This is a genomic window from Amycolatopsis tolypomycina, assembly GCF_900105945.1.
Taxonomy (GTDB): Bacteria; Actinomycetota; Actinomycetes; order Mycobacteriales; family Pseudonocardiaceae; genus Amycolatopsis; species Amycolatopsis tolypomycina.
In genome coordinates, this window is the sequence record NZ_FNSO01000004.1 from 2,514,388 (window position 1) to 2,529,736 (window position 15,349).

Genomic DNA, 15,349 nt, shown 5'->3' on the forward strand with positions numbered 1-15,349 from the left:
CGTCAGGGCGTGCGCGAGCGCAGCTGGTGCAGCCGGAGCCCGAGCTGCAGTTCCAGGTCGTTCTCCTGGCGCCAGCCGTCGCCGAGCACCGTGCCGGCCCGGTCCAGGCGCTTGAGCAGCGTGTTGACGTGCAGGTGCAGCGCGCGGGCCGTCGCGGCGACGTTGGCGCGGTGGACGTAGTACGCGCTGAGCGTGCCGACCAGGTCGGTGCCCCGCTTCCGGTCGTACTCGAGGAGCCCGCCGATCGACCCGGCCAGGAACCGGTCGAGCTCGCCGGCCCGCTCGGGGTCGAACACCATGGCGTACAGGGCATACCGGCGGGTGGTGGTGCCGCCGTCGGGGTGGCCGAGCGCGCGCAGCACCGCGCCGCAGCGGCCGGCCAGGGTGAAGGCGCGGGCCCAGTCGTGGTCGCCTGCCCGTTCGCCCACGACGACGACCGGCCCGCCCAGCGCCCGCCGCAGTCTCTTGTGGACTTCCGCGGCGGTGGCCTCTTCGTCGGCGGCGGGCAGGATCAGCGTGGCCCGGCCCAGGTGCTCGCCGGCCAGCCCCGCGCGCTCGCGGGCGATGTCGTGCAGGTGCCGCACGAGGTCGGCGGGCGCCACCGCGGGGGAGTCCGCGACCAGCACCAGGTCGAGGCGGTCGACGTCGATGGCGCGGGCACGGGCGCGGGCGCGCTGGGCCGGGCCGATCCCGGGACTGCCGACCATGAGCTCGGTCAGCAGCTCGCCGCTCAGCCGTTCGCCGGCTTCGGCCACGGCCCGCTCCTTGAGGATGAGCAGGCCGAGGATGTGGGTGGCGCGTTCGAGCGTCCGCAGGTCCGTGTCGTCGCCGGTGGCCGAGGGCCGGCTCCACACGAGCGCGCCGAGGTAGCTGTCGCCCGCCTGGACGGCCGCCACGCTGTGGTCCGTTCCGCCGTCGCCGGACGTCGTCGCGCAGCGGCCGGTGCGGCGGGCCTCGGCGACGGCTTCGGCCAGGTCCGTCCCTTGTGGACTGTCCGTGCGGTCGAGGAGCGTGACGGCGCCGCCCAGCTGGTCGGCGAGGTGCTGGGCGACGTCGCCCGGCGTGCCGCCGTCCAGCACGACACCGGTCAGGGCTTCGTGGATCGCCTGCGCCCGCTCGATCTTGCGGTACGCGACCCGCAGTTCGCGCAACGCCGTCCGGCTCTCTTCGTAGAGCCGCGCGTTGTCGAGCGCGACCGCGGCGTGGTCGGCGAACGCGTTGAGCAGCGCGATCTCCTCGGCCTGGAACGACCGCTGCGACCGGTCCGCGGCGAACAGCGCCCCGACGGCCTCGCCGCGGATCACCAGCGGCACGCCGAGCAGCGCGACCAGTTCTTCGGTGACGACCAGGCGGTCGAAGTCCGGGTCGTGCCGGATGCGCGTCGAGGTGGCGTAGTCGCGCACCCAGTGCGGGCTCTTCGACGCCAGCACCTTGCCCCCGAGCCCGACCGTGGCCGGGATGGTCGCGGCGAGGAACTCCGCGGAGATCGTGCCCTCCGACGCGCGGGCCGACAGCCTGCCGTCCGCGCCGACCAGCGAGAGGTAGGTGAAGTCCGTGCCGATCAGGTCGTGGGCGTGGTGGACGATCGACTGCAGGACGTCGTCGAGCTCGCCGAGCGCGGTGAGGGACTTGACGGTCGCGTACAACGACGCCAGCTCGCGCTGCCGGCGCGGTTCCGCCGCACTGGTCACGGGACGCCCTCCTTGGCGTGGGGTGGGCGAAAGACCCACCGCTGCGGCGGGAGGAGTGGGTGGTCCACACCTCAGCCGGCAGCGTAACCGCGCCCTAACATCTCCGCCATCACCAGCCGGCGCTCCTCGACGAAGGCGGCACGCATGGCCATTCCGCTCACCCAACCCGACGGGCAGTCCGGCACCGGGGTGCCCGCCCCGCCGCGGCGGGGTTTCCGCAAGCTGCTCGCGGCCGGGCTGATCGGCAGCTCGATCGAGTGGTACGACTTCTTCCTCTACGGCACCGCGGCCGCGCTGGTGTTCCCCAAGGTGTTCTTCCCGCACGCCTCGGCGCTGACCGGCACCCTGCTGGCGTTCAGCACGTTCTGGGCCGGGTTCGTGGCGCGCCCGATCGGCGGCGTGCTCGCCGGGCACCTCGGCGACAAGTACGGGCGCAAGCCGGTGGTCGTGGCCTGCCTGGCGCTGATGGGGGCGGCGACGTTCCTGATCGGCTGCCTGCCGGGCGCGGCGAGCGTCGGCGCACTGGCCCCGACGCTGCTGGTCGTGCTGCGGTTCGTCCAGGGCCTCGCGGCCGGCGGGCAGTGGGGCGGCATCGTGCTGCTGCTGACCGAATCCGCCAGTCCCAAGCGGCGCGGCTTCGCCGGCACCTTCGGGCAGACCAGCGTCCCGGTGGCCGTGATCCTGTCCAACCTGATCTTCGTCGCGGCCAGCGGCGTGCTGCCGGACGCGGACTTCCTCAGCTGGGGCTGGCGCATCCCGTTCCTGCTCAGCGTCGTGATGTTCGGCGTGGTGCTCTACATCCAGGCCAAGGTCGAGGACACGCCGGAGTTCCGGCAGCTGCAGGAAACCGTGGCGGACAAGGAAGGCCCGGTCGTCCGGGCACCGCTCGCCCAGGTGCTGCGCAGCAAGTGGCGCACCATCCTGCTCGGCTGCGGGCTGCTGTCGGCGACCAACAGCCTCTTCTACGTCAGCATTTCCGGGCTGCTCAGCTACGGCACCGGCACGCTCAAGCTCCAGCGCGACTCGCTGCTCGCCGTGGTGCTGCTCAGTTCCGCGGCGATGCTCGCGACGATCCCGTGGTCCGGGTACCTCTCGGACAAGGTGGGCCGCCGCCCGCTGATCCTGGTCGGCGGGCTCGGCGTCGCCGTCTGGGCCTTCCCGTACTTCGGGCTGGTCGGCACCGCGTCGCTGCCGCTGATCTTCGTCGCGGTGACGGTGGGGTTCGTGTTCCAGTGCCTCACCTACGGCCCGATCGCGAGCTTCCTCGGCGAGCTGTTCGCGCCCAGCGTCCGCTACTCGGGTGCGTCACTGGCCTACCAGCTGTCCGCGATCGTCGTCAGCGGCGGGACGCCGTTCCTGATGACGGCGCTGATCGCGGAGGCCGGGAGCACGTGGCCGGTCGCCGTCTACATCACGCTGATGGGGCTGATCACCTTCGCCAGTGCGTGGTTCCTGCCGGAGACGAACCCCGCCGAAGTCCGGGCCGATCCGCACGCCGTCCCGGGCGCGCACCTGCACAAGGCGGCCGCGCGATGAGGGCGACCGTGGTGGCGGCCGCCGTGGTGCTGGCGGCGAGTGTGCCCGCGACGGCGTCCGCCGCGACGCCGGAGTGCACCGGGCTGGCCGGGGTGCGGATCCCGGCGTCGGTGATCAGCCTGCCGACTTCGGGCGGGCTCGTCACGGCGGCGTCCGTGACCGGTGAGTCCTGCCGGGTCGACGCCGACCTGTACCCCGTCGACCCGGCCGCACCGGCCATCAAGCTGCGCGTCGCCCTGCCCCGCGTGTGGAACCACAAGGCGCTGATGTTCGGCGGCGGCGGGTACAACGGCACGATCCCCGACGTGGCGGCGAACGTGCCCTTCGGCCCCGCCGACCGCCCGGCGCCGCTGGCCCGGGGGTACGCGACCTTCGCGAGCGACTCCGGCCACCAGCAGAACCCGGCGTCCCCGCCGTCCCTGGACGGCTCGTTCGGCACGAACGACGAGGCACTGGTCAACTTCGCCGCGGGGGATGCGCTCAAGAAGACGCGGGACGCGAGCCTGTTCCTCATCCGGCGGGCGTACGGGGCAACGCCGGCCGAAGTGTTCTTCGCCGGCGGGTCGACCGGGGGCCGCGAGGCGCTCGTCGTCGCCCAGCGCTGGCCGGCCGCGTTCGACGGCGTGATCTCCGCCTATCCGGCGTGGAACAACCTCGCCGAGATCCTGGACCTGGGTTACCTGGCGCAGGTGCTGTCGCGCCCGGGCGCGTTCCCCGGCCCGGCGAAGCAGACGCTCGTCTACGACAGCGTCATCCGGGCGTGTGACGGCCGCGACGGCGTCACCGACGGCGTCGTCTCGAACCCGGGCTGCCGGTTCGACCCCCGCGTGCTGCGCTGCCCGGGTGGGGCCGACACCGGCCCGTCGTGCCTGTCGGACGCCCAGATCGGGGCGGTGACGGCGATGTCGTCGCCGTTCCGGTGGCCGTACCGGATCGCCAGCGGCGAAACGCAGTACCCGGGCTTCCCGTTCCTCTCGGGGGCGGACATGCGGACGCCGTTCCTCGGCTTCGGCACCACCGCGCCGGCCGCCCCGATGCCGGTGACCAGCGGCTACGGGATGCAGTACTGGGACCAGTGGGTCAAGTACTTCCTGACCCGCGACCCGGGCCGCAACGGCCTGGACATCGACCCCCGGCGGCCCGGCGAGTGGCTCGGCCGGATCAGCGCGCTGTCGCTGGTCGAGGACCGCAACAACGCCGACCTGCGCCCGTTCGCCCGCGCCGGCGGCAAGCTGATCCTGCTGCACGGCGCCGCGGACGAGCTGGTCTCGCCGTACTCGACGAGCGACTACTACTCGCGGGTGCGCTCGGTGGCGGGTCCTTCGCTGACCGACGCCTTCCTGCGCTACTACGTCGTTCCCGGTGCCAACCACGCCAGCTTCGGGACCCCGGCGTTCGCGGCGGGCTGGGACTCGCTCTCGGCGCTCGAGCGGTGGGTGGACACCGGCCGCGCGCCGGCGGACCAGGTCGTCACCGACCTTGCCCACCAGCGCACCCGGCCACTGTGCGCCTACCCGGGCTGGCCCCGGTACCGCGGGGGCGATCCGGCCGCCGCCGCGAGTTTCGCGTGCGTCCGCTGACCCGCGGCCCGGCGCGGCTCAGCCGATGGCCACGGTGAAGATGTGCATCGCCGCCGTGCCCATGTTCGCGCCGTCGCTGATGTCGGGCAGGGTCAGGTACTGCACCGTCTTGCCCGGCTGCAGCGGGATCGGGGCGTAGTACAGGCTCACCCGCTGGTCCAGCCGCCCGTTGCTGTTGTTGAGGTAGGGCAGCGTGGTGAGGATGTCGCCGCCGGTGGCCGCGTTGGACCACCAGTCCGCGAAACTCACCGAGTGGGACTCGGTGGTTCCGTCGGTGTAGGTCACCGTCGCCGTTCCGCTCGGGCTGCCGTAGTCGCCGGCGCCGATCAGGCCCAGCGTCGTCCCGGAGCCCGAGAGCGCGATCGTCTGCCCGCCTGCCGAGCTGCCGGCGACCACGTTGTCCGGTTCCCCCGGCCGGACGTCGGGCCAGGTGAACGTCAGCCCGTTGTGGGTGAACGTGGCCCCCGGGGTCAGGCTGGGTGCCGCCGCGGCCAGTGCCTGCGCGGAGAAGCTCGCGTTGCCGCCGTCGAAGTTGCCGGCGCCCGGCGTGGCGTCGTCGCTGATGCCCACGTTGTTGCGGGCCGCGGCCAGCGACGGGTACGGCGGGTGCGGCAGCAGCACCGTGGTCGCGTCCACCGCGGTGCCCCGCCCGTTGGCCGAGGTGAACGTGGCCTGCGCCGAGACGTCGAACTTGCCGGGCTGCGCCGAGGCCGGCACGCCGATCTCCCAGGTGGTGCCGACGGTCTGCCCGGCGGGCACGGTGGCGAAGGTCGACGGCGAGGTGGCCTTCGCGGTCCACCCCGTGGGCACGGCGAGCGTCAACGCCACGTCCCGCAACGGCCGGGCACCGGCCGGGTTCGGCAGCGTGGTGGTGGCGGTGTACGTCGTCCCCGCCTTCACCTGCGCCGGTGCGCTGAGCGTGAACGGCTGCTCGACCACCACCGGCGTGCTGCCGGTGACACCGTCGACCGTGACGCTGATGGTCGCGACGCCGGGCGCCACCATGGTCACCTGGCCGGTCCGGCTCACCTGCGCCACCCGCGGATCGCTGCTGCGGTAACCGATCCGGGCCCGCGAGAGGTCGACGAACGACTGGTCGTCGTGCACCGCCTCGACGATGTGATCGGCCGGCGTGTGCTGCGCGGCCTGGGACGTGACGTCGGCGATCCACGGGTTCTTCGCCGTCAGGTCGAGCCGCTGCCCCGGGGGGAACACGACCTGGCCGGGCTGCACGGTGACGTACTTCGTCTTCGGCTGGAGCGCCCCGGTGACGGCCACCGTCGCGGTGCCGGCGAGGTGGCCGGAGTCGGCGCCCACGCCGAACCGGTACGCGCCCGGGTACACCACTTCGCGGCGCTTCGCCTCGTCCCAGAAGGACAGGTCGGCGATCCGCACCGGGAAGGCCACGTGCTGGGTCTGGCCCGGCGCCAGCACCTTCGTCTTCTCGAAGCCGGCCAGGCGCTGTCGCGGCAGTTCCACGCCGGGCACGCCGAACGCGGTGGCCGCGTACAGCTGCGCGACGGCGGCGCCGGGCGTCGTGCCGGTGTTCGTCACGTCCACGTGCACCGTCACCCGGCCGTTCGCGTCGACGGCCCTGGTGTCCGCGTGCACCCGGGAGAAGGCGAACTTCGTGTAGGAGAGGCCGTGGCCGAAGGGGTACGCCGGCGTGCCGGTGAAGTACTGGTACGTGCGGCCGAGGCCGCCGGTCTGCGACGGCGTCAGCCCGTAGTTCTTCATGTCGGGCAGCTGCGAGTCGTCGGCGTACCAGGTGAAGTTCAGGTGCCCGCTGGGGTTCTGCCTGCCGAACAGGACGTCGGCCAGTGCGGTGCCCTGGCTTTCGCCGTTGTACGCGCTGAACACGATGCCCGGGATGCCTGCGGCGTGGCCGAGCGAGACGGCGCCCGCGGACTGGACGGCCAGTGCGGTCCGCGGGTTGCCGGCCGCCTTGACCAGGTCGAGCAGCGAGTCGTAGTTGCCCGGCATGGCGATGGTGGTGCGGTCCCGGCCCTCGGTGGCCACGTTCCCGTCGGTTCCGGCGAAGACCACGACCAGGTCGGCCGTCTTCAGCGCGGCCAGGGTGTCCGCCGAGCAGCTCGCCGCCGTGGTCGTGCCGGTGGACGTGCCGCACGCGTCGAACGTGACCGTGGCGTCCGGGCGGGCGGCCTTGACCGCGGTGGTGATGCCCTGCACCGCGTTGACCTGCAGCGCGGGCTCGCCGGAGTAGCCGCCGAGGGTGACCTTGTTCGCGAGATCGCCGACGACGACCACGCTGCCGAGCTTCGCCGGGTCGGCGGGCAGCAGCGGCGCCTTGGTGCCGGCGACCGGGTCGTTCTTCAGCAGCACCAGCGAGTTCGCGGCGACCTTCGCGGCCAGCGCCTGGTGCTCGGCGCTCTGGATCACGTCCTTGGTGATCTTCGTGTAGGCCACCCGGTCCGGCGGGTCGAACTCGCCGGTCTGCATGCGGATGGTGAACACGTGCACCAGCGCGGTGTCGAGCACGCCTTCGGACAGCACCCCGGCCTTGATGGCCTCCTGGATGTTGGCGACGGTGGCTTCCGAGCCGGTGCAGTTGAGCTGGGTACCCGCCCGCAGCGCGTACGCCTGGCCGCCCGCGGCCCCGGAAACCTTCTGGCCGGTGGCGGTGTTCGTCCACTGCGTGGCCGCCCCGGCGGTGGTGGTGGTCCAGCCCGGCGGCGCCCAGTTGTGGCTGCCCGGCGCGAAGACGTCGCCGACCGCGCCGCAGTCGGAGGTGATGTAGCCGTCGAAGCCGTAGGTGCGCTGCGCGATGGCGTTCGCGGTGTAGGTGTCGGCCGGGGCCGGCGTGCCGTTGATGGCGTTGTACGCCGTCATCAGGCCGGCGACGTGCGCGTCCTGGACGAGGTGCCGGAACTGCCGGGTGTAGTAGTCGCGGATGTTGGTCTCGGTGGTGTCCGAGGAGTCCGCGTGCCGGTCGTTCTCGACGTCGTTGAGCGCGTAGTGCTTGGCGGTGGCGGCGACCTTGAGGTACGGCGTCTGCGGCTTCCCGGACGGCGACTGCCCCTGGTAGCCGTTGACGAACGCGCCGGCCATCTTCGCGACCAGGTACGGGTCTTCGCCGAAACCTTCGTCGGTCCGGCCCCACCGCGGGTCGCGGTCGAGGTTCACCGTGGGCGCCCAGTAGGTCAGCGAGCCGTAGTTGTTCTTGTCCGGGCCGATGTTGTTCTGCGCGACGCCCCACAGGGACTTGTCGAGCATGCCGCGGGCCTCGTCGGAGATCGCCGTGGTCTCCTGGTGGATCAGCGCCGGGTCCCACGACATCGTGCTCGCCAGGTTGGTCGGGAAGCTGGTGGCGTGCACGCCGCCGGTCGCCGTGCCGTCGTCGGTGTTCGCGCCGAGGGTGTTGAGGCCGTGCTGGCCTTCGCTCCAGTAGGTGTACTGCTGCACGCCAAGGCGCGGAATGGCCGGCGCGCTGTTGGTGCGCAGCTGCAGCACTTTCTCGGGCAGCGTCATCCGGGCGACGAGATCGGCGGCCCGTTCGGCGAAGCTGTAGTGCATGTCGCGGTAGACGGGCACCGCGGCCGCCGGGGCGGGCGCGGCCGAAGCGGCCGGGACGAGCGTGGCCGCGGTGATCGTCACGGCGAGCAGCGGCGCGGCGGTGCGCCGCACCCGCCGCCGTCCGGGAAAGCGCAGGGACATCGGATCTCCGTCGCGGAAGGTCGGATGGGCCGGGCGCTCCGGTGCGTCACCGGCCGGTTCGTGACCATCGTTCGCAGGGAAGCGGTGTCTGGCAAGCAATTCACGGCCGGGGCGGCGTCGTCGCTGGCCCGGGCCGTGCGGTGGCTGAAAATTTCACGGCCGCCGGCCCGGTCTGTCCTGAGGCGGTTCGTTCGAGTCAGAAGCGCCAAACCAGCCAATGGCCGAGGAGCACCGTGAGCTTCTCGAAGGACTCCCAGTGCGGACCTTGGCCGATGCCCAGAGCGACCACGACGGCCATCGCCAGCCGGCGCAGACTGGTGAACAGGTCACCGAAGATCGCCCGCTCGGTCCGGACGAGTACTGTCACCAGCGCGAGAGTGCTGGCTGCCAGCTTGGGCCAATCCCAGAAGCCGAGGTCTGCTTCCGCCACGACGCGCGTGTAGGCCACAGACAAGAGGAACAAGGCAAGGAAGTACGCCACTCCGGCGCCGCGGTAAACAGTCCCGGCCACGTATCCCTGATCGCTCGCCTCGAAGACTTCCGTGCTGGAGTGGAAATTCACGTCACCGTAGATGTCCCGTGCTTGGACGATGTCGTCCGCGGTTCCGGAAAAGTCGTTGACGAACTGTCCTTCTTGATCTTCGTCCACGGTCGTACCGTGCCCCTCGTCGTTTGCCGAACGGGTATGCCCCGATAGACGCGCCCTACGGTAGCGCTCCGGAAGTAGTCGGAGAGAACGGTGGGACGACTGGTTCTTCTGGTGCGCAAGAGGCTGTGACAGATTTGTGACATGGACGCCGATGGGAACGCCACTCCTTCGTACGCCCGGCGACAAGCGCTGCTGCGCTACCGTGGAAGCTCGGATGCATCGCGCTCTGGAGGACCCGATGGACCCGGCGGACAGGAACGCCGACAAGACGGTGCCCGTGCCGATGGACGGCACCCGATCGGAGTTGTCCGGTACAGCGGGTGACGTCGTTCAAGCTCGAGATGTCAGCGGTGGAGTGCATTTTCATCAGTTCGGTACAAACCGGCGGGACGTACCCCGGCAATTGCTCGGCGATGTGCGAGGCTTCGTCAACCGATCGGCCGAGTTGGGTCGTCTCGACACAGTCCTGTCCGAACGCGGGCACGAAGCAGCCCATCTCACCGTGATCGTCGGCACGGCCGGGGTCGGCAAAACCGCGTTGGCCCTTCGGTGGGCTCATCGCAGGCAGGATCACTTCCCCGACGGGCAGCTGTACGTGAACCTCCGTGGCTACGACCCGGGTACTCCGATCACCGCCGAGCAGGCTCTTGATCGATTCCTCCGCGCGCTGGACGTGCCCTCTGCGCGTATTCCGGCTGATCCGGAAGCCAAGGCAGCCCTGTATCGGTCATTGCTTGCCGGTCTCCGGGCTCTCGTCGTCCTGGACAACGCCGAGAGCGTCGGGCAGGTACGGCCCCTGATACCGGGCAGCGATGATTGCCGTGTCATCGTCACCAGCCGGAGCAGACTCGCCGGGCTCATGGCCCGGGACGGCGCCCAGCGCGTCATCGTGGAAGTTCTTCCCGAATCCGAGTCGGTCGAGCTGATCAGCGCCATCACGGCGGACTACCGCACCCAGGACGACCCCGCTGATCTCGCCGAGCTCGCCCGGTTGTGCGCCTGCCTGCCGCTGGCGCTGCGGATCGCCGCCGAACGCGCCGCCACTCGCCCTTGGATGCCCCTGGCGCAGCTCATCCAAGATCTGCGTGATGAATCGGGTCTTTGGGACGCCCTCTCCGCCGAGGACGGCGAAGAGGCGGACGGCGTGCGAGCAGTATTCGCCTGGTCGTATCGGGCCCTTCCCGCCGACGCCGCCAGAATGTTCCGGTTGCTCGGCCTGCACCCCGGTCCCGAGTTCAGCGTGGAAGCGGCCGCCGAGCTGGCCGGTGTCACGGTGCTGGACTCACGGCGTCTCCTTGACACCCTCTGCGGTGCCCATCTGATCGAGCAGATCGCCTCCGATCGCTACGAATTCCACGATCTGCTGCGCGCATACGCCACTAACGCCGCTCATCACGAGGAATCCCTCGAGGAACAGTACGCTGCCTTGAGCCGGGTGCTTTCGTGGTACCTGCACACCGCTCACACAGCGGGGATCGCCATGCGAACACCGGTCCGGCTCCTCCCGCCGACTGCCCTGCCGGCCCCTTCGGCCACGCTCGGTTTCGCGGAATATCTGGACGGCGCGCGGTGGTACGAGCTGGAGTGGGCCAACCTCCTCGCCGCGGTGCAAGCCGCCGAGAAGTCGGGTCTGGATCGCGTCTCCTGGCAACTGGGCTTGATGCTGCGACCGCTTTTCACGCGGCAGGCACCGATTGCCGATCGGCTGCAGGTGCTGGAAACCGCGCTGGGCGCCGCGCGCCGCGATGACGACAAGCTGGCCGAAGCGGAAGCCTCCTTCGCGCTCGGCGCTGCCTTCTCCACGCAGCATCGGCTCGACGAGGCGCTCCGGGTGCATTCGGAGGTGCTCCGGCTCCAGCGTGAGATCGGCGACAGCGAAGGGGAGTTGCTGTCGGTCAACATGCTTGGTGTGCTGTTCCTGATGCGCCGCAGTTTCGCCGAAGCCGTTGAGCAATTGGAGTCGGCTCGTGGGCTCTCGCGTGAACGAGGTGACGCCGGGCGTGAGGCGACCGCGTTGTTCAACCTCGCCGACGCCTACGACGGCTTGGGCCGCTACCGGGAGGCGATCGACGCCGCAAGAGCAAGCCTGGCCCTGAGCAGGGAACTCGACGACCAGCGACGGGAATTGGTCGCTCTCGTCTACCTTGCTCGCGCGCTGGCCGATTCGGGGGAGAACGGGAGGGAAGAAGCGCTCCGTCTCGCCGAGACGGCGCTCAACCTCGCTCGTGCACGTACTGACGATCGCAACGAGGGGTGGGTACTCCTCGATTATGCGCGCATCCAGCGGCTCAACGGCCACTCCAACGACGCACTCGTGTCCTATCAGCGGGCGACCACCCTGCACAGAGCGCTCGAAGACCGTGCCAGGGAGGCTGCGGCGTTGGACGGCGCAGGCCAGGCGTACCAGGACCTCGGCCGCACGGCAGACGCCATTCCGTTCCATCGTCGTGCCGTGGTGATCTTCCGGGAACTCGACGATCGATGGCGGCTGGCCGTCGCACTCGACAACCTCGCGACCGCACTGCGCACGACGGACGTCGCCGAGGCACGCTCGTGCTGGCAGGAGGCTGCCGAACTGTTCGACGGCTATGTGGATCCTTCGGCGCGCGCCCACTTGACGCGGATCGTCCGGCTGCTGGGTTGAACGTCAGGGGCCGCCACATTGCGGGCCCGACTTGACCGGGTCGCAGTCGACGCCGCCGGTTCGTTCGGCGAAGCCCGCGGAGATCGCTGCCATCCGAGGACTGACGAGAATCTTGTCCACCGGCTCCCGGTGAACGTTGCCGATGTGAATCCACCGGGCCATCACGCAGGGCGAGACGTTGCCGAGTGGGTCGATGGCCGCCCGGCTCTGAGCACACTGACCGCACAGATCTTCGGCCGAGGGTGGCCGGCCGCCGGCGCCGCGCCCGATCGCGCGAACTTGCCCGAGGCTGATGTCGGCGACACCGAGCGCGGCAAGATCCGCACGCGCATCCTCGGCCGCCGTGCCGCAGCCGATGACGGCCACCCGGATCCTCACACCCGTCTGCACGGCTCGGGCAATGTTGGCGCGCGTGCGGGCATGGCTGCCGACCAGACCGGTGAAAGCATCGTGCACCGCAGAGTCGCGGGTGTAGTACGACGTCGCGACCGACACATTCGGACGCAGGAAGAGCGACCACCAGGACCGGCTGACGCGCACCAGGTTCGTGAACACCTCGACGCGCATCCCCGAGGTCACTGCGTGATCGACCAGGTTCGCACATTCGGGGTGCAGAGTCGGCTCGCCTCCGATGAACTGCACGTGTTCCACGCCGAATCCGGCCGCCGCATCCAGGAGTTGCCGCCAATCCGCGCCGGTCATGTCGCCGTGCCGGCCGTGCGGTGAGGAATCGGCGTAGCAGTGGGCGCAGGAAAGCTGGCAACGCCCGGTCAGTTCCAGTGCTAGTGATCGGACGCGTGTGCCGGCCGCCATCGGTTCTCTCCCCTTCCCCGATCGCTGAGCGAGAGGGCGTGCACGAAGGGTCGCAGGTAGTTCGCGCACGGTCAATGGTCGGGGTCGCCGACAAGGAGGTCCCGTGCATCGCTGCCGAGGTCGATTGCTCAACCTGGACAAGGAGATCCGCGGCGTGGCAACCGTCGACGGGCCTGCCGCACCGTGATGTCCGTGATGGTGCGCGAGGAAGATCGCGCCGTCAGGGGGAGAGGTGCCAGACTTCCTGCATGGGCGTCCACCACGCGCCGCCTTCGCGGGGGGAAAGGGACTCCTGGCACGGGTCGGTCAACGCCCACCAGCGCTGCGTTTCGGGGTCCGCGGCGATGCGCGCCTGATCGGCGTCGTGGTCTTCGCCGACGTACTCGTAGAAGCCGAAGAGCAGGTCGTCGTGCAGGAAGATGGTGAAGTTGCGGATGTTGGCCTCCCGCAGCTTCGCCTCGACCCCTGGCCAGACCGCGGCGTGCAGCCTCAGGTACTCCTCGCGCCGCTCGGGGCGCAGGCGGATCAGCATGCCGTAGCGCTGGGCCATGGAACTCCTTCCGGACGGGGGCTGGATCATCGCTCGAGGCGGGTGAGGTCGCCGGAGGCGGGGCGGCGGGCGAGCCACGCTTCGGTGATGTGGTCGTACATCGCCTTCGCCGCGCCTTCCGGGTCGCCGGCCGCGATGCGCTCGTACACCCGGCGGTGGCCCTTGTTCGAGGCCACGCACAGGGCGCGCTCGCTGGGGCCCACGTACCGCGCCGTGTTCACCACCTGGTTCTCCAGTGCGCGCACCACGCCGCGGGCGAGGCGGTTGCCCGAGACCTGCATGATCGTGTCGTGGAAGGCGAGGTCCAGCTCGCGGTAGGCCACCGGCTCGCCGACGAGCTCGTCCATGCGGTCCACCAGCTCGCCCAGCCGCGCGACGACCTCGGGGCCGGCGGTCCGGGCGGCGACCATGGCCATGTCCGATTCGAGCAGCCGGCGGGTCACCACCAGATCGTCCAGGACGGCCACCGTCTCGTCCTCGGCGATCACCGCCGCCAGCACGAGCTCGTCGAGCATGTTCCACATCGACGCCGGGTTCACCACCGTGCCCGCACCCTGCCGGACCTGGACCAGGCCCTTCGCCTGCAGCAGCTTCACCGTCTCGCGGACCACCGTCCGGCTCACCGAGAAGCTCTCGCACAGCGCCGGCTCCGAGGGCAGCGACGTCCCGGGCGGGTGGACGCCGCGCACGATCCGGTCCACGAGTTCGGCGGTGACCGCGCTGCCCAGGTTCGCCGGGCGGCGCACCCAGTCGGGCACGGCGGGTTGCCGGTCTGATGCCGTCATCGTTCCTCCGGTCGCACGGCGCCGACCTGCGTCGAACGCACGAGGGAAGTTTACACAGCGGCAGCGTTGACGTCATACGTCATACGAGTTACGTTTCTGCGCACTGCGCCGGGCCACTCCCCGTCCGGCCACCGTCTGGAGAAGTGAGCAGCGATGAAGCAGCGCACACTAATCTCGGCCGCACTGGCCGCGGCGTTGGCGTTGACCGCCGGGTGCGGCAGCGCCTCCGGCCCGGCCGCCCCGTCCGGCGACGCGAGCGGCAAGCTCGTGGTCTGGGACTGGAAGTCCGGCGACGCCAAGGCCGCGGGATACGTGGCGAAGGCCAAGGCCGCGTTCGCCAAGCAGCACCCCGGCGTCACGGTCGAGTTCGTGGCCCAGCCCTACGACCAGTACTACACCCTGCTGGGCGCGGCGATCCAGGCCAAGCGCGGCCCGGACGTCATGCTCTTCAACGGCGGCGGCCAGATCCGCGACCGCGTCGCCGACCTCGAACCCCTCGACTCCTACGTCGCCGACGACCGCTCCCGGCTCAGCGGCTGGGACGCGTTCACCAAGGACGGCAAGGTCTACGCCGAGCCGGTCACCCTGCAGGGCCACCCGGTCTACTACGACAAGGACCTCTACCAGAAGGCCGGGCTGAACCCCGACGCCCCGCCCCGCACCTGGGACGAGTTCGTCGGCAACTGCGGCACGATCGCCGCCAAGACCGGCGCGAAGTGCTTCGCCCTGGGCAACAAGGAAGGCGCCGGGATCCAGTTCTGGCTCTCGGCGCTGGGTTCGGCGAGCCTGACGCCCCAGGAGTACACCGACTGGATCGCCGGCAAGCGCACCTGGACCTCGCCGGACGTCAAGCGGATCTTCGAGCTCTGGAAGCAGGCCGGCGACACCGGGCTGAACACCGACGGCCCCAACTCCACGGCGATGTTCAACGACGCGTTCGCGCTCTTCCAGTCCGGCAAGGCCGCGAACGTCATCGGCCTGATGTCCGACGTCGGGCACTGGAAGGACTTCGCCGAGTTCCTGGGCGCGGACAAGGTCGGCGTGATGACCGCGCCGCGGATCAACCCGGCCGCCACGCCCAGCCTCCCGTACGACGGCGGGATCGGCTACGCGGTGGCGAAGGGGACGAAGGACCCCAAGGTGGCCGCGGACCTGGTCCGGGCGCTGAGCTCGACCGACGCCCTGAAGTCCTTCTACGCCGACAGCGGCGCGATCGCCGCGGACACGTCGATCGACGTCTCCGCGGGCGGCCCGGCCGTGGCGACGATCGTCTCGGAGGTCAAGAGCGGCAAGCCCGCCTTGCACGTCGCCCTGTCCTCGAAGACGCTCGACCTCATGGGCCGGCTCTCGCAGCAGCTGCTGAGCGGGTCGATCGGCGTCGACGAGGTGCTGCAGCAGCTGGCCGCGTCGGACAAGGGCTGAGGGG

10 protein-coding genes are annotated in these 15,349 nt (G+C 70.6%); 4 read left to right on the forward strand and 6 right to left on the reverse strand.

The window, feature by feature from the left end; all coding sequences use genetic code 11:
* Window positions 1–2: 2 nt before the first annotated feature.
* Window positions 3–1,691 carry a helix-turn-helix domain-containing protein gene (locus BLW76_RS21505; RefSeq protein WP_091310166.1) on the reverse strand — a complete coding sequence of 563 codons (1,689 nt, stop codon included), beginning with the start codon at window positions 1,689–1,691 and terminating at the stop codon, window positions 3–5.
* A 144-nt stretch (window positions 1,692–1,835) separates the two neighbouring features.
* On the opposite strand from BLW76_RS21505, the gene BLW76_RS21510 reads away from it, so the two are divergent.
* Window positions 1,836–3,227: an MFS transporter gene (locus tag BLW76_RS21510; RefSeq protein ID WP_091310169.1), complete on the forward strand. Its 1,392-nt coding sequence runs from the start codon at window positions 1,836–1,838 to the stop codon at window positions 3,225–3,227.
* Window positions 3,224–4,807 (forward strand): tannase/feruloyl esterase family alpha/beta hydrolase, encoded by a 1,584-nt coding sequence (locus tag BLW76_RS21515; protein ID WP_091310171.1) that lies wholly within the window; start codon window positions 3,224–3,226, stop codon window positions 4,805–4,807. Before BLW76_RS21510 ends, BLW76_RS21515 begins: the two co-directional genes overlap by 4 nt.
* Before the next feature lie 18 nt (window positions 4,808–4,825).
* On the opposite strand, the gene BLW76_RS21520 is transcribed toward BLW76_RS21515, so the two are convergent.
* Both BLW76_RS21520 and BLW76_RS21525 read right to left on the reverse strand, forming a co-directional pair.
* On the reverse strand, window positions 4,826–8,482 hold the full coding sequence (locus tag BLW76_RS21520; RefSeq protein WP_091310173.1) for a glycoside hydrolase family 3 C-terminal domain-containing protein: 3,657 nt from the start codon (window positions 8,480–8,482) through the stop codon (window positions 4,826–4,828).
* A 196-nt stretch (window positions 8,483–8,678) separates the two neighbouring features.
* Entirely contained in the window at window positions 8,679–9,131 is a 453-nt protein-coding gene (locus tag BLW76_RS21525) for a hypothetical protein (RefSeq protein WP_091310176.1), read from the reverse strand.
* Window positions 9,132–9,369: 238 nt separating this feature from the next.
* On the opposite strand from BLW76_RS21525, the gene BLW76_RS21530 reads away from it, so the two are divergent.
* Window positions 9,370–11,775 carry an ATP-binding protein gene (locus BLW76_RS21530; RefSeq protein WP_244170254.1) on the forward strand — a complete coding sequence of 802 codons (2,406 nt, stop codon included), beginning with the start codon at window positions 9,370–9,372 and terminating at the stop codon, window positions 11,773–11,775.
* A gap of 3 nt (window positions 11,776–11,778) precedes the next feature.
* On the opposite strand, the gene BLW76_RS21535 is transcribed toward BLW76_RS21530, so the two are convergent.
* From BLW76_RS21535 to BLW76_RS21545, 3 genes are all read right to left on the reverse strand, one after another.
* Complete coding sequence (locus BLW76_RS21535; RefSeq protein ID WP_091310179.1) at window positions 11,779–12,588, reverse strand: radical SAM/SPASM domain-containing protein; 810 nt, start codon at window positions 12,586–12,588, stop codon at window positions 11,779–11,781.
* A 220-nt stretch (window positions 12,589–12,808) separates the two neighbouring features.
* Window positions 12,809–13,138 (reverse strand): L-rhamnose mutarotase, encoded by a 330-nt coding sequence (locus BLW76_RS21540; RefSeq protein WP_091310180.1) that lies wholly within the window; start codon window positions 13,136–13,138, stop codon window positions 12,809–12,811.
* 26 nt (window positions 13,139–13,164) lie between these two features.
* Complete coding sequence (locus BLW76_RS21545) at window positions 13,165–13,923, reverse strand: FadR/GntR family transcriptional regulator (RefSeq protein WP_091310183.1); 759 nt, start codon at window positions 13,921–13,923, stop codon at window positions 13,165–13,167.
* A 153-nt stretch (window positions 13,924–14,076) separates the two neighbouring features.
* Here BLW76_RS21545 and BLW76_RS21550 point away from each other — a divergent pair, with 153 nt between their 5' ends.
* Window positions 14,077–15,345, forward strand: a complete 1,269-nt coding sequence (locus BLW76_RS21550; protein ID WP_091310185.1) for an ABC transporter substrate-binding protein — start codon at window positions 14,077–14,079, stop codon at window positions 15,343–15,345.
* Window positions 15,346–15,349 lie beyond the last annotated feature (4 nt).